Annotated in this window: 17 protein-coding genes; 3 read left to right on the top strand and 14 right to left on the bottom strand. The window is 73.7% G+C overall.

Translation table 11 applies throughout. The features are described 5' to 3' along the window. Positions 1–8: 8 nt before the first annotated feature. The 11 genes from ACIG5E_RS15760 to ACIG5E_RS15710 form a co-directional block, all read right to left on the bottom strand. Entirely contained in the window at positions 9–413 is a 405-nt protein-coding gene (locus tag ACIG5E_RS15760; protein ID WP_396533968.1) for a globin, read from the bottom strand. A gap of 122 nt (positions 414–535) precedes the next feature. Continuing rightward, positions 536–1,960 carry an IS607 family element RNA-guided endonuclease TnpB gene (gene tnpB / locus ACIG5E_RS15755; RefSeq protein ID WP_396533967.1) on the bottom strand — a complete coding sequence of 475 codons (1,425 nt, stop codon included), beginning with the start codon at positions 1,958–1,960 and terminating at the stop codon, positions 536–538. A gap of 194 nt (positions 1,961–2,154) precedes the next feature. Next, a complete protein-coding gene (locus ACIG5E_RS15750) occupies positions 2,155–3,300 on the bottom strand; it encodes an ABC transporter permease (RefSeq protein ID WP_396533966.1) in 1,146 nt (381 codons plus the stop codon). Beyond that, entirely contained in the window at positions 3,297–4,214 is a 918-nt protein-coding gene (locus ACIG5E_RS15745) for an ABC transporter ATP-binding protein (protein WP_396533965.1), read from the bottom strand. The genes ACIG5E_RS15750 and ACIG5E_RS15745 overlap by 4 nt, the downstream gene beginning before the upstream one ends. Positions 4,215–4,370: 156 nt before the next feature. Then, positions 4,371–5,540 (bottom strand): FHA domain-containing protein, encoded by a 1,170-nt coding sequence (locus ACIG5E_RS15740; protein WP_396533964.1) that lies wholly within the window; start codon positions 5,538–5,540, stop codon positions 4,371–4,373. An 84-nt stretch (positions 5,541–5,624) separates the two neighbouring features. Beyond that, positions 5,625–6,980, bottom strand: a complete 1,356-nt coding sequence (locus ACIG5E_RS15735; RefSeq protein ID WP_396533963.1) for a VWA domain-containing protein — start codon at positions 6,978–6,980, stop codon at positions 5,625–5,627. A 113-nt stretch (positions 6,981–7,093) separates the two neighbouring features. Then, a complete protein-coding gene (locus ACIG5E_RS15730; RefSeq protein WP_396533962.1) occupies positions 7,094–8,458 on the bottom strand; it encodes a PP2C family serine/threonine-protein phosphatase in 1,365 nt (454 codons plus the stop codon). A gap of 3 nt (positions 8,459–8,461) precedes the next feature. Then, complete coding sequence (locus tag ACIG5E_RS15725) at positions 8,462–11,014, bottom strand: tetratricopeptide repeat protein (protein ID WP_396533961.1); 2,553 nt, start codon at positions 11,012–11,014, stop codon at positions 8,462–8,464. 5 nt (positions 11,015–11,019) lie between these two features. After that, positions 11,020–12,390, bottom strand: coding sequence for a hypothetical protein (locus tag ACIG5E_RS15720; RefSeq protein ID WP_396533960.1), 1,371 nt, complete (start codon positions 12,388–12,390; stop codon positions 11,020–11,022). Positions 12,391–12,595: 205 nt separating this feature from the next. Continuing rightward, positions 12,596–13,567 carry a glutamate ABC transporter substrate-binding protein gene (locus ACIG5E_RS15715; protein ID WP_396533959.1) on the bottom strand — a complete coding sequence of 324 codons (972 nt, stop codon included), beginning with the start codon at positions 13,565–13,567 and terminating at the stop codon, positions 12,596–12,598. Positions 13,568–13,581: 14 nt separating this feature from the next. After that, positions 13,582–15,075, bottom strand: a complete 1,494-nt coding sequence (locus ACIG5E_RS15710) for a hypothetical protein (protein ID WP_396533958.1) — start codon at positions 15,073–15,075, stop codon at positions 13,582–13,584. Positions 15,076–15,377: 302 nt separating this feature from the next. Between ACIG5E_RS15710 and ACIG5E_RS15705 the strand changes: the two genes are divergently transcribed. Beyond that, positions 15,378–15,953, top strand: a complete 576-nt coding sequence (locus ACIG5E_RS15705) for a nucleosidase (RefSeq protein WP_396533957.1) — start codon at positions 15,378–15,380, stop codon at positions 15,951–15,953. 145 nt (positions 15,954–16,098) lie between these two features. Here the strand turns inward: ACIG5E_RS15705 and ACIG5E_RS15700 are convergent, their stop codons facing one another. After that, on the bottom strand, positions 16,099–17,016 hold the full coding sequence (locus ACIG5E_RS15700) for a sigma-70 family RNA polymerase sigma factor (RefSeq protein WP_396533956.1): 918 nt from the start codon (positions 17,014–17,016) through the stop codon (positions 16,099–16,101). Between the two features lie 130 nt (positions 17,017–17,146). On the opposite strand from ACIG5E_RS15700, the gene ACIG5E_RS15695 reads away from it, so the two are divergent. Continuing rightward, entirely contained in the window at positions 17,147–17,668 is a 522-nt protein-coding gene (locus tag ACIG5E_RS15695; protein ID WP_396533955.1) for a hypothetical protein, read from the top strand. On the opposite strand, the gene ACIG5E_RS15690 is transcribed toward ACIG5E_RS15695, so the two are convergent. Continuing rightward, the gene (locus ACIG5E_RS15690; RefSeq protein WP_396533954.1) at positions 17,658–18,266 is read right to left on the bottom strand and encodes a cysteine hydrolase family protein; all 609 of its coding nucleotides are present in this window, start codon (positions 18,264–18,266) and stop codon (positions 17,658–17,660) included. The two genes, ACIG5E_RS15695 and ACIG5E_RS15690, sit on opposite strands and share 11 nt — an antisense overlap. Before the next feature lie 71 nt (positions 18,267–18,337). Here ACIG5E_RS15690 and ACIG5E_RS15685 point away from each other — a divergent pair, with 71 nt between their 5' ends. Further along, on the top strand, positions 18,338–19,297 hold the full coding sequence (locus tag ACIG5E_RS15685; RefSeq protein WP_396533953.1) for a GlxA family transcriptional regulator: 960 nt from the start codon (positions 18,338–18,340) through the stop codon (positions 19,295–19,297). Positions 19,298–19,359: 62 nt separating this feature from the next. On the opposite strand, the gene ACIG5E_RS15680 is transcribed toward ACIG5E_RS15685, so the two are convergent. Next, positions 19,360–20,766, bottom strand: a complete 1,407-nt coding sequence (locus ACIG5E_RS15680; protein ID WP_396533952.1) for an aldehyde dehydrogenase family protein — start codon at positions 20,764–20,766, stop codon at positions 19,360–19,362. Between the last annotated feature and the right edge of the window lie 18 nt (positions 20,767–20,784).

Below are 20,784 nucleotides of genomic sequence, written 5' to 3'. Positions count from 1 at the left end.
GCGGCCGCTCAGCCCGGGGTGTTGATCATCGAGGCGGCGGCATAGGTCAGGTAGTCCAGCAGCTGCCGCTCGTGCTCGGCGGGCAGCTCCAGGCCGGCCACGGCCGCCCGCATGTGCGTCAGCCAGGCGTCGTGCGCCGCCTTGTCGACCTTGAACGGCGCGTGCCGCATCCGCAGCCGCGGGTGACCGCGCTGCTCGCTGTAGGTGCGCGGGCCGCCCCAGTACTGCATCAGGAACAGCGCCATCCGCTCCTCGGCCGGGCCGAGGTCCTCCTCGGGGTACATCGGCCGCAGCAACTCGTCCTCGGCGACGCCCTCGTAGAACCGCCGGGCCAACAGCCGGAAGGTCGGCTCGCCGCCGACCTGCTCGAAGAAGGTCTCCTCGCTGAACGTGCCTCGTCCGATCTCTGTCACCCGACCATGGTCGCAGACGCCGACGGGAGTGTGCACTGGGACCAAAGGCGTACGACCGTTGCTTTGAATCTCTGGGAGTCTCAGCAATCCGGGCGTTTCCGCCCGGAAGGTCCGTACCGGTGTCACCAGAGCGCGAGTTGCGCTGCGGTGTCCTGATGACGGTCTCCCGTTTCCTTCTGCCGCTGGTGCGGCGGGGTTGCGCCACCTGCCCGCCCCGGCCCGGCCTTGCGGCCGGGCCGGGTGGTGCGGGTCTTGCGGTCGGCTCCACGGGGTTTTGGCGCTTTCGCGCCCTGGTCTCCGGCCACTCCGGTACCAGTGATGCGGGTTACCGCGTGGGCGGCGAGGTTGCGTGCCGCGTTCTCGTCCCGGTCGATGACCAGGCCGCAGGCGTCGCAGTGGAAGGTCCGGACGTGCAGCGGCAGCTTGGCTTTCACCGCGCCGCAGCCGGAACAGGCCTTGGAGGACGGAAACCAGCGGTCGGCGACCACCACGGTCCTGCCGTTCCATCCGGTCTTGTAGGTGATCTGCCGCCGGATCTCGCCGAACCCGGCGTCGGCGATCCGGCGGGCCAGCCGCCGGTTCCTGAGCATTCCGGCGACGTTCAGGTCCTCGACCACCACCGTGCCGTACTCGGCGGTGATGGTCGAGGTGAGCTTGTGCAGCGCATCCATGCGGAGGTTCGCCACCCGGTGGTGGACTCGGCCCAGCTCCTTGCTCGCCTCAAGCCATCCGTTCGACGGCTTCCGTCCGGTGCGCCGGTCCGGCCCCTGACGTCGGGAGACGCGGCGCGACAGCCGCTTGAGTACCTGGACCTCTTGCTCGTAGTGGCATGGGTTGGGGACGCGCCGGACCTCGCCGCAGCTGTCGGCGAGAACAGCCAGGCACTTCACGCCGAGGTCCACGCCGACCGTCACATCCGGTCGCGTCGGGGCACGCTGCGCTCGCTGGATCTCGACCTGGAAGCAGACGAACCACCGACCGCGCTCATGCCGGACGGTCGCCGAGAGGACCCGGGCGGATCCGTTCGCGATCCGGCGCTCCAGCTTCCGTGTGGACTCGTGCGTACGTACCGTCCCGATCCGGGGCAACGTCACATGCCGACGATCCGGCTCCACACGGATCGCGCCGGTGGTGAACCGACACGACAGCCGCGCCATGTGCTTGGACTTACAGCGCGGCAACCCCAGCGTCCTGCCCTTGCGCTCACCGCGCCGGGCCTTCGCGTAGTTGTCGAACGCCGCCGCCGCGTTCGCCAAGCCGGTGCTGTACGCCTCTTTGGAGTTCTCCCGCCACCAGTCGGCGAAACGCGGGTCGGTCTTCTTGACCTCGTTGAACACCTTCCGCAGTGCCGGCAACGACCACGGCCGCCACGGCGTCAGATCCTCCTCGGCGATGCCGTACGACGCCTCTGCCTTGCGTTGCCACCACGACGCCTCAACCCAGCACACCGCCCAGTTGAAAGCCGCGCGAGCCGCGCCACAATGCGACCTCAGCCGCCGCTCGGCCTCGACACCAGGGTCCAACGCGAACCGGAACGCCTGCACCACGAACCCCGGACGCGGCTCGAACCTTCGCACTGAACACCCCCCACCCGAACGAGAGCGACAACCAGGGCGACCGTAACAGCCACCACTGACACTGCTGAGCCGCGTGCAGGATCCGGCAAGTGGCACGGGGGAACGGATCGGTGGGCAACACCGATCCGTTCCCCCGGGCGGGTTCAAGAAGGAAGGGCCCTTGGTCAGGCGTCTTCCCACTTGAACAGCTTCCAGGCGATGCCGGTGAACACGGCCGCGAAGAGCAGCAGTCCGCCCATGGCGGGCAGGGCGTCCATCACGCCGCCGCCGCGGGTCAGGACGGACTGGGCGGCCGACACCAGGTGCTTCAGCGGCATGACCTGGGAGACGGTCTTCAGCCAGCCCGGGGCGCCGTCCAGCGGGAAGAACGAGCCGGACAGGAAGGACATCGGCAGCACGATGAGCTGGGAGATGCCGCTCGCCGCCTCCTCGGTCTTGGCGACCGAGCCGGCCAGCAGGCCGATGGACATGAAGGCGAGCGTCGCGCAGGCCACCAGCGGGAGGATCAGCCACCAGTTGCCGGTGAGCTTGAGCCCGAAGAAGCTGGTCGCGACCACCAGGAAGACGGTGGTCTGGAGGAAGGCGGTCAGCAGCGAGACCACGATCCGGGAGCTGACGACCGTACCGGCGCTGACCGGGGCCAGCCGAAGGCGGCGCAGCACCTTGGACTTGCGCCAGCCGACCAGGGTCAGCGCGGCGCCGAACACCGCGCCGGTGGCGACGGCCCAGCCGAGCAGGCCGGGGGTGAGGAACTGGATCGGCTTGAGCGACTTGTCCTCGACCTGCTGGGCGTCCACCACGAAGGTCGGCGGCTGCTTGGTGGCGGCCTGGTTGGCGCTCTGGACCACCGAGTTGACGATGCCCTGGAGCGCTCCGGCGCGGACCTGGTCGGCGGCGCTGTAGCGCAGCTCGACCTTGCCGTCCGGGCCCTGCGTGATCATCGCGTCGAAGTCGCCCTTGCGGACCTTCTCCAGCGTGCCGGCCTCGTCGTCGGTGCGGGTGATGGTGAGGACCTTGTCCAGCTCGGTCCGGCCCTCGCCCTGAATCGAGTCGAACAGCTTCACCGCGCCGACCTGGGCCACCTTGGCGTGCGGGCTGTTGTTGCCCTTGGTCACGCTGCCGAAGAAGACCAGGAACACCAGCGGGAACAGCAGGATGAAGAAGGTCGCGGTGCGGTCCCGCTTCATCCCGAGCAGCATCGCGCGGGACAGGCTCCAGAACGCGCTGACCCGCTCCCGCCCGTCGGCGGCGCCGGCCGAACCGCCGCGCGGGGCGGGGGCCTTCGGCTCGGTGGAGGTGGTTGCGGTCATGCGCGGAACTCCCGTCCGGTCAGCTGGAGGAAGACGTCCTCCAGGGTGGCGCCGCGCACTTCGAGGCCGCGCAGCGCGTTCTGCTCGGCCAGCACGCTGAGCACCGGGGCCGGAAGGCGGGTGGAGACGGAGAGCGAGACGGTGTCGTCCTCCAGGGTGGCGACGTCGGCGCCGGCCGCGGCCAGCAGCTCGCGGGCCCGTTCGACCGGCAGCTGGCCGGAGGCCACGCTGATCCGGACGGTGTCGTCGATCTCGCGGATCAGCGCCGCCGGGGCGCCGGTGTGCAGGATCTTCCCGTGGTCCATGATCGAGACCCGGTCGCAGAGCACCTCGGCCTCGTCCAGGTAGTGGGTGGTCAGGACAACGGTGCGGCCCTCGTTGTTGATGTCCCGCAGGAGGTCCCAGAGGTTGCGGCGGGCCTGCGGGTCGAGGCCGGTGGTGGGCTCGTCCAGGAAGACGAGCTCCGGGTCGTGGACCAGAGCGCAGGCGATCGACAGTCGCTGGGCCTGGCCGCCGGACATCTGGTCGGTGAGGGTCTCGGTCTTGTCGGCGAGGCCGACCCGCTCCAGCATCGCATCGGCCCGCTTGGGACCGACCCCGTAGAACGACGCGAAGGTGCGGATGGTCTCCCGGGCCGTCAGTTTCCGGAAGAAGGCGGAGGCCTGGAACTGCACGCCGATCCGCGGCAGCAGTTTCGGATTCCGCGGCCAGGGCGACATCCCCAGCAGTTCGACCCGGCCCTCGTCGGGCTTGCGGACCCCTTCCAGGATCTCCATGGTGGTGGTCTTCCCGGCCCCGTTGGGGCCCAGGATCCCGTAGAACTCGCCGGCCTCGACAGTGAACGACACCCCGTCGACGGCCTGCACATCCCCGTACCGCTGGCGGATGCCGTCAGCGGATATAGCAGCAGTCATGAGGCCAGAGAATAGGGGTTTCGGGGCGTCTTGTGCACACCGGGGACGGGGATTTGTGGATTTCCTGAGGAAGGCGGAAGAAAACCGGGCCGGGCGAAATGTTGAATTCCGCTCGGCCCGGCCGGAGTTGTCACTGACGAGGCCTCAAAGTGCAGGTCAGGCGCGGTGCACCGTGATCGTCGTCCAGGCGCCGATGTGGATCCGGTCGCCGTCGTTCAGTGGTACGGCGGTGTGCGGGGAGATCGGTTCCGCGCCGCCGTTCACGGTGGTGCCGTTGGTCGAGTCCTGGTCCACCAGTACCCAGCTGCCGTCCGCCTGTTCGGCGAGCAGCGCGTGCTGGTGCGAGGCGCCCGGATCCTCCGGCGGCACCGACAGGTCGATCTCCGGGACGGTGCCCCGGTGCTGGCTGCGCCGGCCGATCCGCAGCTGGCCGCGGCCGGTCAGCGGGATGCGGCGCTCGGGGCAGTACGGCGGGAAGAACAGGCCGGCCGCCTCGGGGCCGCTGCGGGCCATCATGTCGGTGAAGTAGTCGCGGTCGGCCGAGACCACCGCGATCCAGTTGGCCCGGACCGGTTCGGCCGGGACGGGCTCCGGCTGGGCCCCCGGCTGGGGCTGCGGCGGGGCCAGGTGGAAGGACGTGCCGAAGTCGCCGCCGCGGTTGTTCGGGCCGGGGCCGGCCGGCTGGGCGTACACCGGGCCGGAGTCCTCGCGCACCGGGGCCTCCGGGAAGGCGCCCTCCGGCGGAGGGTAGCCGTAGGTGTGCGGGTACTCCGGGGCCGACGGCTGGTGGGGCTGCGGCTGCGGCTGCGGCGGGACGGGCGGGGCCTGCGGAGGCTGCGCGGTGCCGCCGTAGGCCGCCGGGATGTTCAGCGGCGGGGGCTGCGCCGGACCGGGGGCGGGCGCGGGCGCCCCGCCGGCCGGCACCTGTCGGCGCGAGGGCGTGGACAGCTCGTAGTCGTAGCCGCACTCCTCGCAGAACCGGCCGGTCTGCGGGCTGCGGCAGATCGGGCAGACGGCCAGACCCTCGGTGAGGCCCTGCGGCGGCGGGGGCGGGACGGCCCCGGGCGGCGGGAACGCGCCACCCGGCGGCGGGTAGGCGCCGGGCGGGGGCGGCGGGACGGCCCCGGGCGGTGGAGGCGGCGCACCGTAGGGCGCACCGCCGTGCTGCGGGTGCCCGGCGGGTGCGCCGGGCGTGGGGTCGGCGCCGGGCGCTCCCGGGTAGCCCCCGTGGGCGCCGGGCGTCGGGACCGGCGGAGTCATCGGGAAGCCGCAGAAGTCGCACCAGTCCTCGGCCTGCGACTCGTGGCCCCTCGGGCAGATCGGCATCAGGTCCCCCTCGTTTCGGGCCGGTGCGGCGCGGCGTCGCGCCGGGCGGTCGGCCCGATCACGTCTTCAGCGGTCACTTCGCGGTCACTTCTTCACACGTACCGTCTTGGTCGACCGGGTCTCAAGGGTCATCGAGTCGGCCTCGCTCACGTTCTTACGGAACCGAACCGTACCCTCCTTCGGGTCGACCACGTCCACCACCTTCTGCAGCAGCTTGTACGTCCCGTCGTTCCCGGTCGCGTGGGCGATCCGGACGGCGGCGCCCAGCTTGGCGGTGGCGGTGTCGACGTCCCCGGCGCGGTGGGCCTCCAGGCCCTCCTGGATCGAGGAGGCGAGCTCGGCCTGCCCGGTGTAGTGGGCGACCTGCGGGCTGATCCGGGTGGAGGAGGCCAGGTCGTCCGTCCAGACCGCCTTGACCAGGCCCTGGCTGAGCACTTCGGGGGCGCCGCCGCCGACCTGCGGGGGCAGCACCAGGCTGACCCGGGCGGCGAGCATCTCGTTGCCGACCGAGGCGGCCGGGACCTCGACGCAGACGTGGTAATCGCGGCTCTCGTCGCCCCAGGAGCCGGTCGGGTAGTCGCCGGCCCGGGGGCCGGCCTCGGCGCGGCGTCCGGTGAGGTCCTCGACCGCGGGGGCGACCTGCTTGACGAACTTCACCGTGGCGTTGGCCGGGGTCCAGATCCGCAGGGCGACGTCGGCGACCTGCTTGCCCATCGCGCCGGTCATCATCGAGCGGAAGTCCTCGGCGAGGCCGGAGGGCTCGGCGACGATGTCGGTGGTGCCGAGCAGCGCCGAGGAGATCTTGCGCAGCTCGTCGATCCGCCAGTCGGTGCCGACGCCGCGGCAGTCGGCGGTGAAGTGGCCGGTGACCCGCTCGATGTTGCGGGCCAGGTCCTCCGCCGACTCGTGCTCGTTGTTGCCGTCGGTGAGCAGGATGGCGTGCCGGATGGCGATGTCGCGGCGGGTGAGGAAGAGCTTGTCGGCCTTGGCCAGCCAGGTGCCCATCGCGGTGCCGCCGGCCGCGGTGAGGCGGCGCAGCGACTCCTTGGCCTGCTCCCGGGTGCTCGGCGAGGCGGTCGCCAGGGTGCCGTCGCCGGGGTAGATGTCACGGGCCTCGTGGGTGCCGGCCACCACGGCGAAGGCGGTGCCGTCGCGCAGGGCGTCGATGGCGGCGGCGGTGGCCTCGCGGGCACCGTTGATCTTGGTCTTGGGGTAGTCCATCGAGCCCGAGCAGTCGACCAGGATCACCACGGCCGCGTCGGCGTCGCCGCGCTGCGGACCGGCGTCGGTGATCCCGAGCGGGCGGCCGCCGGAGGTGCCGCCGCCGGTGGAGGTGACGGTGACGATGGCGTTCACCTCGCGGGCGCCGTCGGCCAGGTACTCGTTCTGGAAGATCTCCACGTCGAACCTGGGCAGGTTCGGCTTCGCCAGTGTTGCCATGGGGCGGTGGCTCCCGTCGGGTGAGGGGTGGATGCGATCGGGTCGGTGGGGCGGTCCGGCAGTCCGGCGGACGAGGGCCGTCGGGCCGTCGGGCCGGGCGCGCGGACGGCCGGTCAGGCCGTCGGCGGGTGCGGCGGCTGCGGCGGGACGGGCGGCGAGACGGGCGGCGCGGGCGGGGCCGGGGGAGCCGTCGGCGGTGCGGGCGGCGCCGGCGGGGCGGCCGGGGCGGTCGGGACCGAGGGCAGCGGGGCGGCGGGGGAGCCGATCACCGGGAGGTCCGGCAGGGTCGGCTCGTAGTCCGGGTCGTCCTCGGGTGCGCCCGCGGGAGTGTGCGCCGCGGCGCCCGCGAGGACGGCCCTGGCCTCGGCCGGGGTGATCACCTTCAGGTCCAGCGCGGTGGGCGTCTCCTCGACCTCCTCGACGGAGACCGCCGGCGGGTCGATCGGCAGCACCGCGACGGTGATGTTGTCGTGCCCGCCGGCCGCGACCGCGAACTTCACCAGGGTCTGCGCCGCCGCGAGCGGCTCGGTGCGGGCGTCCGGCCGGACGAAGTACGCCAGGTCGGTGGCCGCCTCGGCGTAGTTCCACAGCCCGTCGGTGCAGATCAGCAGCACCCCGGGGACGTGCGGGGTGAAGTCGAGGGTGTGCGGCACGACCTCCTCGGCGTCGGCGCCGAGCCAGCCGGTGATCGCGTGGGCGCGCGGGTCGGCGTACGCCTCGGCCTCGCCCATCAGCCTGGCCTCGACCATCCGGGCCGCCCAGGAGTCGTCCTGGGTGAGCCGGAAGGGGACGGCGGTGGCGCGGTCGTCCGGGATCCAGTACGCCCGGGTGTCGCCCACCCAGCCGATGGTGATCCGGCCGCCCGCCGCTATGGCGCTGACGAAGGTGCAGGCGGGCGCGTTGAGGTCGGGGCGGGCGGGCCCGGCGCCGTCGGTGGCGAGGTCGGCGACGGCCTTGGCGGCGTCGGCGACGGCCGCGCGCATCGCCTCCTCCGGAGCCCGGCCGGCCTCCAGCGAGGTCAGCAGGGACTCCGAGGCGGCGTCGACGGCGGTCTCCGAGGCCTCGTCCGGCCGGTCGGAGGAGGAGACGCCGTCGCACACCACGGCGACCACGACCGGCTCCCCGCCGGGCAGGGAGGTGGCGGCGACGGTGAAGGAGTCCTCGTTGCGGTGGTGGCGCACGCCGCGGTCGCTGACCCCGGCGACGCCCGCGAGGGCCTTCTCCATGTGGTCGCGCGGGCGCGGCTGGGCGCTGCCGCAGCCCTCGCAGTAGCCGTCCTCGGTGACCTGCGGCTGCCCGCAGTTCACGCAGACCGGCCCGCGCTGCGACGGGACGGCCTCACCGCGGGCGGCGGCCCAGCCGGCGGGCATCGCGCCCGGGGCCGCCCGGCCGTCCCGGCCGGTCCCGCAGCGCCCGCAGAAGGCGTCGTCGGGGTCCATCGGCTCGGAACAGCTCGGGCACTCGGTCTGCTGCGGCATCGGCTACACCCACGTCCTGGGGCGGGCCCGGTTGGCCCGTTCCACCATCTCGATCCTGGTCTCGGCCCGGTCGGCCAACCGGGCGAGTACCCGGTAGGACTGTTCCAGGGCGAAGCGCAGTTCCCGCTCCACCGCGGGACGTCCCAGTACCACCAGGTCGGAGCCCTGCCGCGCACCGGCCGAACCGGCGCCGACCCAGCCGAGGGCCGCGCCGAGCACCTCGACGGAGAGCTCCTCGCGGCGGCGGTCGTCCAGCCGCAGCGCGGTCAGCTGGTCGGAGCCGGCGGCGAGGTCGGCGGCGAGCGGGTCGGTGGCGGCCCGTTCGCGCAGCCGGGCGCGGACGGCGGCGATCCGGGCGGCGGTGTACTGGCTGGAGGTGGCCGGGACGGACTCCAGCACGCGCACCGCGGCGGCCCGGTCGTCCTCGGCGAGGCGGACCCGGGCGAGGCCGAAGGCGGCGCTCAGGTAGGCGTGGTCGGTGGTCCACACCAGGCGGTAGAACTCGGCCGCGTCGCCGCCGTCGCCGAGCAGTTCGGCGCAGATGGCGAGGGCGAGCTTGGGCGCGGCCTCGCCGGGGAAGGCGTCGTAGACCGCGTCGAAGGCCTCGGCGGCGGCCCGGAGGCTGGTGACCCGCCCGCTCGCCTCCGGGCGCTCCTGCCCCTCGGCTCGGGGCGTGGCCCCGACCAGGGCGGCCAGGCCGCGGTACCAGACCACCCGCCAGTCGTCCGGGTGGTCGTGCTCCAGCTCGGCCAGTTTCTTCACGGCCGTGCCGTGGCGGCCGAGTTCGAGCAGGGCGCGCAGCTCGCGCAGCCGGCTCTCGATCGAGACGGCGGGGGCGCCGCCCAGGGCGACAAGCGCCTCCTCGGGGTCGGTGGCGAGCAGGGCGGCGAGGAAGCCGGCGTTGGGGTCCCCCGGGTCGACCCGGGGGACGGGCAGGGCGAGGGCGGCGGCCGACGGGTCCAGGTCGGCCACCCGGAGCTGCCCGGGCTGGGCGGTGGGCAGCACCAACTCGGTGTCGACGACGCGCAGTTCGGGGCCGAACAGGGTGGACGGTGCGGGCCGGGGCCGGTCGTCCTGGAGGGCCAGGATCTCCCGCAGGACGCCGGTGAGCTGGTCGGCCATCTCCTCGGCGGAGGAGAAGCGGCGGGCCGGGTCCGGGTCGGTGGCGCGGACCAGGAAACGGTAGTACGACTCGTACTTGGCGAAGACCTCGACGTCCTCGGGGCCGGGCAGCGAGTCGCGGTAGGTGGTGCTGTAGCCCTGGAAGTCGAAGGTGAGCACCGCGAGGGTGCGGGCCACGGTGTAGAGGTCCGAGGCGGGGGAGGGGCCGTCGGTGGCGATCTCCGGGGCCTGGTAGCCGATGGTGCCGTAGATCGGGCCGTCGTCGTCGAAGCGGCGGACCGCGCCCATGTCGATGACCTTGAGCGTGTCGCCGCTCTGGATCACGTTGTCGATCTTGAAGTCGCAGTAGACCAGGCCGCGGCCGTGCAGGTAGCCCAGCGCGGGCAGCGCTTCCAGGGCGTACGCGATCGCCTGCTCGACCGGCAGCGGCTCGCGCCGGCCGTCCGGGGTGCGGCGGTCGTTGGCGATGTCCTTGAGCGACTTGCCGCCGACGAACTCCATCACGATGTAGCCGTCGGTGGAGCCGGTGCGCAGGTCCGGGTGCTCGGCGAAGTTGATGATCCGGACGATGTTCGGGTGGTCCACCTCGGCCAGGAAGCGCCGCTCGGCGACGGCCGCGGCGAGCGCGTCCTCGTCCCCGGTGTCCAGCAGGCCCTTGAGCACCACCCACTTGTCGTTGACCCGCCGGTCCACCGCCAGGTAGATCCAGCCGAGCCCGCCGTGCGCCAGGCAGCCGACCACCTCGTACTGCCCGCCGACCAGGTCGCCGCGGCGCAGCTTGGGCGTGAAGGAGTACGGCGTGCCGCACTTGGTGCAGAAGCCGTCCGGACGGCCCGGGCGGCCGTTCTTCTCCCGGCCCACCGGGGTCTCGCACTTGGAGCAGTACCGCTTGCGCTCGGGGACCTCGGGGTTCTCCAGCACCGCCTTCGCCGGGTCGGCCGTCGCCACCGTCGGCACGGTGACCAGGCCGGCGCCCAGCCGGTTGCGGGTGCCCGCGCTGACGCTGCCCCGGGTGGAGCGCACCGAGACCGAGCGGCTGCTGCCGGTGCGGGTCGAGCGGTGCGAGCGGGAGCGGCCGGACATCGAGCGGGCGGAGCCGGTGCGGGCCGACAGCGAGCGGATCGAGCCGCTGCGGGCGGAGTCCGGGTTGACCCGGGCGGACGGGACGTAGGGCTGGGTGACGCCGGTGTCGGCGCCGGGCGGGGTCAGCCCGCAGTCGTCGCAGTAGCCGTCCGCGTCGATGGTGCCCGCGCAGTCCCGCGGGCACGGGGAGCCGGGGCCGGCGGCGGTCGGCGGGGGCGCCGTCGTTCCGGTGGTGCCCGTGGGGGCCACCGTGGAGGTCCCCGCCGGGGCCAGCCCGCACTCGTCGCAGTAGCCGTCGGCGTCGATCCTGCCGCTGCCGGAGCAGTCCGGCCGTACGCATGCCTCGCCCATCAACCTCAGCCCCCCTGTACCTGTCCGTCGACCGGCGTCTGGCCGGCCGCCTGGTGTGCCTGCGCGCCCTCGGAGGCCTCGGCCTGGGCCGGGCGCAGTGACTGCTGGAAGCGGGCCACCGCGGCGGCCGCCGCCCGCAGGTCGCAGGGCGCGCTCCACAGCAGCCAGCGCGCCTTCTCGTACCGCTCGATCACTTCCGGGTCCTCGGCGACCCGCATCCGGGCCGCCATCGCCTTGTAGGCGTCCAGCCGGCCGCGCAGTTCGGCCCGGACGGCCAGCGGCTGGGTGACCTCGGTGAGCGACTGCCGGGCCCGGGCCAGCTCCTTGGCGGCGGCGTCCTCCAGTGCGTCCAGCAGCGGCGCCAGCCGGCCCCATTGCCCGCCCTGGCGCAGCTCCAGCGCGGTGACGATCCGTTCGCGCAGCGCCGAGGCCGGGCCGGGCACGGCCGGGACGTCGCTGGAGGCTATCTTCGCCAGCACCTCGCCGCGCGCCCGGCGGGCCTCGGCCAGGGTGGCGTCGGCCCGCTGGAGCAGGTCGCCGACGCCCTGGAGGCGCTCCTCGGCGTCGTCGCGCAGCCGCAGCAGGTTCTCCAGCTCCAGCCGGACGCCGTCCAGCGCCCGCCCGGCCCGGTCGAAGCGCTCGGTGTCCACCACCCCGGACGGGGTGGCGAAGGCCTCGCCCTCGGGCACCGTGCCGCGCTGGGCGGGCACCCGGGCCGGGCGCCACAGCGCCAGCGGGTCCTGGCGGACCTCGGTGCGCAGCTCGGTGAGGTCGCGGCCCAGCCCGGCCAGGTCGTCGCCCAGCGGGTGGCTGCCGGTGCGCACGCCGAGCGAGGCCGCCAGGGTCCGCACCCGGTGCAGCTCGGCCAGCAGCAGGTCGATCCGGGCCGGCAGCGCCGACCAGACCGCGTCGGCGGCGCTGACCACCTCCAGCACGGTGGCGTACCAGGAGTTCATCCGGGCCATCAGCGCGTCCAGGCTGACCCGTTCGACCAGCTTGGCGGGCGCGCCCAGCAGTTGCGGCCCGTCCGGCAGCGCGCCGCCCGGGACGGTCACCGCCTCTCCGGTCAGCAGCTCGCTCAGCTCGGCGAGTTCGGGGCCGCCGGGCTTGGCCTTGCGGGCCCGGACCGCGCGGGCCGAGGCGAGCGCCTCGGAGTAGCGGTCGAACAGCGCCCAGAGCAGCGGAAGGCCCTTGCCGGCGACGGACCAGCGCTCCAGGGTGCGCCCGGTCAGTTCGGCGCCGTCCAGCAGCCGCAGGCCCGGATGGTCCTGCAGGGCGAGCAGCGCCGACTCGACCGCGTCCCGCTCCGCGCCGAGGCGCGCGAGCGCGCGGTCCACCTCCTCCCGGCTCAGTACCGGGCCAGCCGATGCCGCCACCGCGGTGTCCTTCCTTCCTCGCGCGGGCCGCCGTCGCGTGCGACGGGCGGTCCCACGACAACCCCCGTGTCCACCACCGGTCTCCCCGTGGTGATCGTCCCGAACCCTAGCCGGTGGGCGTTCGGGCGGTGCGGGCGCGGGGCGTCAAGACGGCGTCAACACCCCGCGTCCGCACTGGTCCGTACCCGATGCGGCGCCGCGCCGCTCAGTGCGGGACGGGCCAGTAGTGCTCGGCGTCGTTGAGCATGTACGGCTTCAGCCAGCGGTCGTAGCTGCGCCCCCACTCGCCGCTGGTGTGGTAGTCGGCCAGCACCTGGTTGACCCGCGCGGTGAGGTCCGGGCTGTTCTTGAACATGGCGACGCCGATCACCTCGGGCTGCACGTCGCCGTCCACGATCCGCACGGTCTGGTCCTGCGCCGCCTGACCGGCCGCCAGGCCGTCGTCGGTCATGGTGGCGTCGACCTTGCCGAGCTGCATCAGGACCAGGCAGTCCAGCTGGTTCTCCATCACGGTCAGTTGGGCCTTGGCGTCCTTCTTGGCGCCCTTGGCCGGGTCCATCACGTCGGCGGCGGTCGAGCCCTTGGCCACGCAGACGTTCTTGTGGCCGATCGCCTCGTCCAGGTTCTTCGCCGGGGAGGTCTTCGGCACCAGCACCCGCTGGGAGATGCTGAAGTACGGCTTGGAGAAGGCGACTTGCTCCATCCGCGCGCAGTTGACGGTCATCGTGCGGACGATCAGGTCGACCCGGCCCTTCTGCACCGCGTCGACCCGGTCGGCGGTGGCCACCGGCTTGAGCACCACCTTGTCCGGGTCACCCATGATGGCGGTGCCGATCGCCCGGGCCAGGTCGATGTCGAAGCCCTCGATCTGGCCGGTGTTCGGGTTGCGGGCGCCCCAGCGGTAGCTGTTCTGGTCGACGCCGATCACCAGGCTGCGCTTGGCCTTGATGGCCTTCACCGCCGGGCCGTCCGCCGAACTCGGCGGCACGCTGCTGTAGATGTCGCAGGTGTCGGACTGGTCCTGGGACTGCTGGACGGCCTGCGGCGCGGAGGCCGGTGCGGAGGTCGCGGCGGCAGGTGCGGCGCCGGAGGGGCCGCCCCCGCCGAGCACGGCCGCGCAGGCGGCCAGCGCGGCCAGGGCCGCGGCGCTCCTGGTCGGTACGGTCGTGGTGCGCATCGTTCCGTTCCCCTCTACCGGTACTCGGCGAGTCGTCGGCCCAGGCCGCGCAGCGCGGCGGCCGCGGCCACCAGGCCGAGCACCGCGGCGGCGCCGGCCGCCAGCCGGAGATCCCCGGCGGTGCCCTCGGCGGAGGCCGTGAACCGGGCCTGCTCGGCGTCGGCGGCCTGGGCGAGCGCCCGGTCGGTGGCGTTGAAGGCGGCGTCGGCGGTGCTGGTGCTGTCGGTGGCGGACACCGTCGCGTTCAGGGCACCCTGGTAGTCGGCGTTGTCGACCTCGGCCGTGCGCGCGGCGCGGTACCGGTCCTGCCAGACGTCGTACTGGTCCGCCGCCGTGGCCAGGGACTGGCGCGCGGCGGCGGGGGCGAGAATCAGCGCGTTGGAGAGCGTGCCGGCCCGGTCGCGCATCGGGGTGCTCTTGTCGGCCTTCCCGGCCAGGCGCTTGGTGACGTCCGCGTACTGGTTGGCGTAGGTGGCGGTGGAGCCGCGCGCGACCAGGTTCAGGTTCTCCGCCAGCCGGGCGGTCAGCACGTCCACCCGGGCCGAGTTGAGGGCCTGCAGCGGGAACGCCCCTTCGAGGTCGCTCTTCTTCAGCGCCGCACCGGTGGTCAGTCCGGCCACGGCGAGCCAGAGCGTGCCGGCCAGCACGGCGGCGGTGGCGCCCAGCAGGCCGATGTTGAACACCCGGTTGGTGCGGCGGAACAGGGTCAGCTGCACCCAGCCCAGCGCGGCCAGGGTGAGCACCGCCAGGACGTACGCGCCCCAGGGCGTCGACTGCGCCGCGGCGTAGTCGACCACCAGTTCGTGGTTCTCGATGGTGTTCAGCTCGGCGGCGGCCGGCAGCAGCACGGTCTGCATCTGCTCGGAGGCGTACCGCAGGTAGGCGCCGCCGAGCGGGATGCCCTGCCGGTTGTCGGCCCGCGCGGATTCCACCAGACCGGCGTACACCGGGAGTTGCTGGTTCAGCCGGGAGAGTGAGGCCTGTGCCGGGGAGGTCGAGGTGGTCCGGGCGGCGGCCTGGGAGACCAGCTTGGCGGCCTGGGCGAGGTCCTGCTCGTAGCGGGCCCGGACGTCCTTGGGCTCGGTGCCGGCCAGCAGGAAGCCGGAGGCCGCGGTGGTGGCGGCGTCGGCCAGCGAGCGGTGGATCTCGGCCGCGTCCCGGCTCAGCGGCTGGCTGTACGAAACCACCCGGTCGGCGGCCGACGCCCTGGTCTCCAACTGCCAGGCGGTGAGCCCGCCGAAGGCCACGGTGAGCACCGCGAGCACCACCCCGGCCAGCCGCAGCCGGCCCGGGGGCGTGCGGGTGGCCTTCGCCAGTCGGGCGCGTACGCCGCGCTCGGGCGCGCTCGGCTCGTAGTGCTTCGTGGACGCACCGGCCGGTCTGGGGACGGGAGAACCGGGCGGAGCCGCGCCCGACCCCGCTGCCGCCGCCCCCGGTGCGGCCGATGGCGCGCTCGGCCGCGCCGGGAACGTGGCGCCCGGTGCGCTGTTGCCTACTGGTGTTGCCACCCGCCTCATCCTCCCCTGGGGCCGGCCCGACACCCGGGGCCCGACCGATGGCAGCAGTATGGCCGTGACTCCCTTCGGCCACACCTGACTTGCGCCGATCTTGAGCATGTCGTGCACGGTTTCCGCACGCTCCGACAACGGCTCGCACCGTTCGCACCGTTCGCACCGTTCGCACCGCTCGTACAGTTCGTGCCGGTCATGCGCGGAGGTGGCGATCCGTGCGACGCGGGCGGTGCCCCGCGCGGTTCCGCGCCGCGCTGGTCCCGGGTGCGGCCAGCCCGCCCCTCCGTACCATGGGCCCCATGCGACTGCTTGGAACGATCTCGCCCGACCGCCCGCTGCTCGTCGTCGCGGTCCGCGAGGAGGCCGCCCACCTCGACGACCGGCTGCCCGTGCTGCTCACCGGGATCGGGAAGGTCAACGCCACCGCGGCCCTGGCCACCGTGCTCGCCCGGGGCGAGCAGCCCTCCGAGGTGATCAACCTCGGCACCGCCGGCGCGCTGCGCCCCGGCTGGGAGGGCATCCACCACGTCGTCCAGGTGATCCAGCACGACCTGAACAGCGAGGCCCTGCAGATCCTGACCGGCCGCAGCTACGGCGCCCCGCTGGTCGTCGGCAGGGGCGACGGCCCGGTGCTGGCCACCGGCGACCTGTTCGTCGACTCCCCGGCGGCCAAGGAGCGGCTGGCCGAGCACGCCGACCTGGTCGACATGGAGGGCTACGCCGTCGCCACCGTCGCCCACCGGGCCGGGGTGCCGGTGCGGCTGGTCAAGTACGTCAGCGACGAGGCCGGGGACGGTGCCGCGCACACCTGGCGGGAGTCGGTCGACGACTGCGCCCGGCACCTCGCGGACTGGGTGCGCACACAGGGCTGGTGACGTTTCGTCAGGCCGGGGCCGTCGCTGCGCTGGGTGCGGCGGGGGGGGGGGGGGCCCCCCCCCCCCCCCCCCCGGGGGGGGGGCGGGGGGCGGCGGGGGGGGGGGGGGGGGCGCCCCCCCCCCCGCCCCCCCCCGCCGGTGAGGCTCAGTCCCGGAAGGCCGAGAGGTCGAAGGAGGCCAGCCGCTCCGGGTCGAGGAGCACGTCGATCGCGGCGACCGCGCCGTCCACGACGGTGAACGCCATGATCGACAGCGCCCGGCCGTTGTCGCCGATGACCACCGCGCCCGCGGTGCCGTTGACCAGCGCCGGGCGGGCGAACGGCGACAGCTTGCCCCACAGGACGGCCTGCCCCGCGACCGTCGCGGCGCCGGTGAGCACCACGGTGTGCCGGGCCTGTCCGGCCCCGCCGTCCGAGCGCAGCACCACGTCCGGGTCGAGCACCGCGAGCAGGGCGTCCAGGTCGCCCTTGCGGGCGGCGGCGAAGAACGCGTCCACGGCGAGGCGCTGGCGGCCGAGGTCCGGGTCGGGTGCGGGCGCCTGGCCCTGCACCTTGCGGCGGGCCCGGCTGGCCAGCTGGCGGGTCGCGGCCGAGGTCTTCTCGATCAGCGGGGCGATCTCCTCGAAGGGCACCGCGAACAGGTCGTGCAGCACGAAGGCGACCCGCTCGGCGGGCGACAGCGACTCCATCACCACCATCAGCGCCAGGCCGACCGAGTCCGCGAGCATCACCTCCTGCTCCGGGTCGACCACCCCCTCGCGCCGCAGCAGCGGGTCCGGGATGCGCTCGGGGCCGCTCGCGCCGTCCGGTCCGGTCGGCTGCAGCGGCTCCTCGCGGCGCGCGGCGCGGTCGCGAAGCATGTTCAGGCACACCCGGGAGACCACCGTGGTCAGCCAGCCGCCGAGGTTGCCCACCGCACCGGTGTCGGTGCGGTCGTACCGCAGCCAGGCGTCCTGGAGCGCGTCCTCGGCCTCGCTGATCGAGCCGAGCATCCGGTACGCGACCGCGCGCAGGTGCGGTCGGTGCTCCTCGAAGAGCGCGGTCCGGGCAGATCTGTCGTCCACCGTGTCACATTCCTTGGTCGCCTCGGGTCAGGTCAGCAGAGCCACCCAACAGCGGGGACGGCCGGAGAGCAACCCCCGGCCGAGCGGCCGGCGGCTCGAACTGTCCTTCAGGCCTCGTAGGGTGACCGCCATGTCGTTCCTCCAGCGCCTCCGGGCCACCCCCGCCACCGTCGACTACCTGCTCTGGCCGGGGGACTTCTCCCTCGACGCCTACTCGCACGTGGAGGAGGTCGTGCTCGCCTCCGGGGAGGCCCTGGAGGAGGTGGCCAAGTGCGGTGGAGGCGGCACCTTCTTCCTGTGCGGCGAGGGCGGCGACGAGCGGCCCGTCCTCTACGCCGACTCCGAGGGCGGTGCGGCACTGATGGCGGTCGGGCTGGAGGAGATGGTCCGGCTGCTGCTCGCGGTGCCGTGGTGGCGGGACTGCGTGCGGCTCACCGAGGAGGAGAGCGCGGAAGCGGCCGAGGACTACCTGGAGGACGAGCCCGACCTGCTCGCCGACCGGGACGCGGCCGCCGCCGCGATCGGGCTCGAAGTGCCCACCGTGGCCGAGGCGTTGGCGCGGCTGCGGGAGGTCGCCTTCGGCTTCGGGCCGTCGTACACGCTGCTCAACGCGGTGGAGGGCAACGCGTACGAGCCGATCTTCAGGCCGTAGGGCCTTCGTTCGCGGCGTCGAGGACGGTCTGCGTCGTGACCACCTTGGCGAAGCGCATCGCGTGCAGGGTGGTCGCGGTGGCGCGGGCCAGGTCGGCGGCGGGGACGGTGGTGCCGTCGGGGCCGGTCATGTCGAAGGAGTGCATGGCGTCGGTCGGGAAGATCGCGTCGTAGCCGAGGTTGCCGGCCATCCGGGCGGTGGTCTCGTTGCACACGTTGGTGATGATCCCGGTGATCACCAGCTGCCGGGTGCCGCGCTCCTGGAGCCAGGTGTGCAGGTCGGGGGTGCCGTAGAAGGCGCTGTTCACGGTCTTGGTGATGTGCAGCTCGGGGGTGATCCCGGCGACGAAGTCCTTGAGTGCGTAACCAGGCGTGCCCTCGACCAGCGGCCCGACCGGGGAGGCGTGCTGCACGGTGACGATCGGGCGGCCGGTCGCCTGCCAGGCCGCGATCAGCTCGGCCATCCGCTGCTCGGCCTCCGGGTTGTCGCGCGGGCCCCAGAAGTCCTGGTCCTCGAAGCCCCGTTGGACGTCGATGAGGAGCAGGACGGCGTCGGGGTCGAGCGTGAGCGGGGCGTCGAAGGCGTCGGTGTTCGTCATGGGTCCATCGTGCTGGCCGCCGGCGGGGGACGGTGATGGGCAGGAATGCCACTCATCGATAGGTTCCTGCCATGCGAACTGTGGGCTGCCTGATCTTCGACGGCGTACGGGCCTTCGACTACGCGGTGATCGGCGAGGTGTGGGCGAACCGGGCCACCCGGCCCGGCGTGCCCGCCTTCGACCTGCGGGTCTGCGGCCCGGCCGGGGCCCGGGTGCGGCTGGGCGGCGGGCTGGAACGGGTCCCCGACCTCGGGCTGGAGGCGCTGGCGACCTGCGACCTGGTGGTGGTCCCGGGCGTCGAGGACCCAGCCGCCCGGCGGCCCCCGGAAGTCCTGGCCGCCCTGCGGGACGTCGCCTCCGCCGGCGTCCCCCTCGCCTCCCTCTGCGCGGGCGCCTTCGTCCTCGCGGAGGCCGGACTGCTCGACGGCCGCGAGGCCACCACCCACTGGGCCCTCGCCCCCGAACTCGCCCGCCGCCACCCGGCGGTGACCGTACGCCCCGAGGTGCTGTTCACCGGCGGCGACGGCCTGTGGACCTCGGCCGGCGTCGCGGCGGGCATCGACCTCTGCCTCCACCTCGTCCGCACCGCCCACGGCCAGCAGACCGCCGCCGCCATCGCCCGCGCCATGGTCACCGCCCCCTTCCGGGCCGGCGGCCAGGCCCAGTTCATCCCCAGCCCGGTGCCTCCGGTCGACGAGGACAACCCGCTCGCCCGCGTCCGCGCCGAGATCCTCGCCTCCCTCGACACCCCCTGGACCGTCCGCCGGATGGCCGCCGCGGCCCTGATGTCCGAACGGACCTTCGCCCGCCACTTCACCACCACCACCGGCACCACCCCGCTGCGCTGGCTCCTCGACCAGCGGATCCTCACCGCCCAACGCCTCCTGGAGGAGACGGACCTGCCGGTCGACACCGTGGCGACGAGCTGCGGTTTCGCCTCGGCGGTGTCGCTGCGGCCGGTGTTCGTCTCACGGGTGGGCGTGGCGCCGAGGGAGTACCGCCGGGCCTTCCGGGGGCGGGAGGGGGGTTAGCGGCCCTGGAGGCAGGCGGCCGGGAACGGGCCAGCGGCTTTCCCGGGGGCGGTTTCGTGCGGTCAGAGAAGGCGGCGCAGGAGGCGGGACTTGAGCGGGGTGAAGGGCGGGTAGGCCGGGCGGAGGGGGTCGGCGAGCAGGGGCTTGTCGAGGACGGACTTGGTGTGGCTGAAGGTGTCGACGGAGTGGGCGCCGTGGTAGCGACCGAGGCCGCTTTCGCCGACGCCGCCGAAGGGGAGGCCGGGGACGGCTATGTGGGCGTTGGGGACGCCGAAGGCGAGGGCGCCGGAGGAGGTGGCGGTGATGAGGCGGCGCTTGGTCGCGGCCGAGGAGGTGAAGGCGTAGAGGGCGAGGGGCTTGTCGCGGGCGGTGATGAAGGCGATCGCGGCGTCGAGGTCGGGGACGCGGATGATCGGCAGGACGGGCCCGAAGATCTCCTCCCGCATCACCGGGGCGTCCGGGTCGACGTCGGCGAGGACGGTCGGGGCGAGGTAGCGGTCGGCGCGGTCGTGGTCGCCGCCGGTGACGAGGCGGCCGTCGGAGAGCAGGGCGGTCAGGCGGTCGAAGTGGCGCTCGTTGACGATGCGGCCGTAGTCGGGGCTGTCGGCCGGGTCGGTGCCGTACATCCCGCGGATGGCGGCGGTGAGGTGGGCTTCGAGTGCGGTCGCGGTGTCGCCGATGGCGAGGACGTAGTCGGGGGCGACGCAGGTCTGGCCGGCGTTCATGAACTTGCCCCAGACGATCCGGCGGGCGGCCGTGGCGAGGTCGGTGCCGGGTTCGACGACGACGGGGCTCTTGCCGCCCAGTTCGAGGGTGACCGGGGTGAGGTGGCGGGCGGCGGCGGTCATCACGATGCGGGCGACGGTGCCGTTGCCGGTGTAGAAGACGTGGTCGAAGCGCTGTTCCAGCAGGGCGGTGGTCTCCGGCACGCCGCCCTCGACGACGGCGACGGCCTGCCGGTCGAGCGTGCGGGGCAGCCAGTGGGCGATGGCGGCCGAGGTGGCGGGGGCGAGTTCGCTGGGCTTGACCACCGCGCAGTTGCCCGCGGCGAGTGCGCCGACCAGCGGGGCGAGGGCCAGCTGCAGCGGGTAGTTCCACGGGCTGATGATCAGCACGGTGCCCAGCGGTTCGCGGACCGTACGGGCCCGGGCGGGCTGCAGCGCGAGCGGCACCGGGATGCGGCGCGGGCGCAGCCAGCTGTCCAGGTGGCGCAGGGTGTGGTCGATCTCGTTGATCGTGAGGCCGATCTCGGTGGTGTACGCCTCGGCGGCGCTCTTGCCGAGGTCGGCCTGGAGGGCGGCCGCGAAGGTGGCCTCCTGCTCGACCAACAGGCGGCGCAGCGCGCGGAGTTGGGCCTTGCGCCAGGCGAGGGGCCGGGTGCGGCCGGTGGCGAAGGCGGCGTGGAGGCGGGAGACGGTCGCGGCGGTCTCGTCGCTCCGGGCGGGCGTGGCTTCGACGGAGAGGCTCATGCCGCCGAGCATAAACGA

Source organism: Kitasatospora sp. NPDC053057 (assembly GCF_044546945.1).
Taxonomy (GTDB): Bacteria; Actinomycetota; Actinomycetes; order Streptomycetales; family Streptomycetaceae; genus Kitasatospora.
The sequence above is the reverse complement of the archived record's forward strand: the minus strand, read 5'-3'. Positions and strand labels throughout refer to the sequence as shown.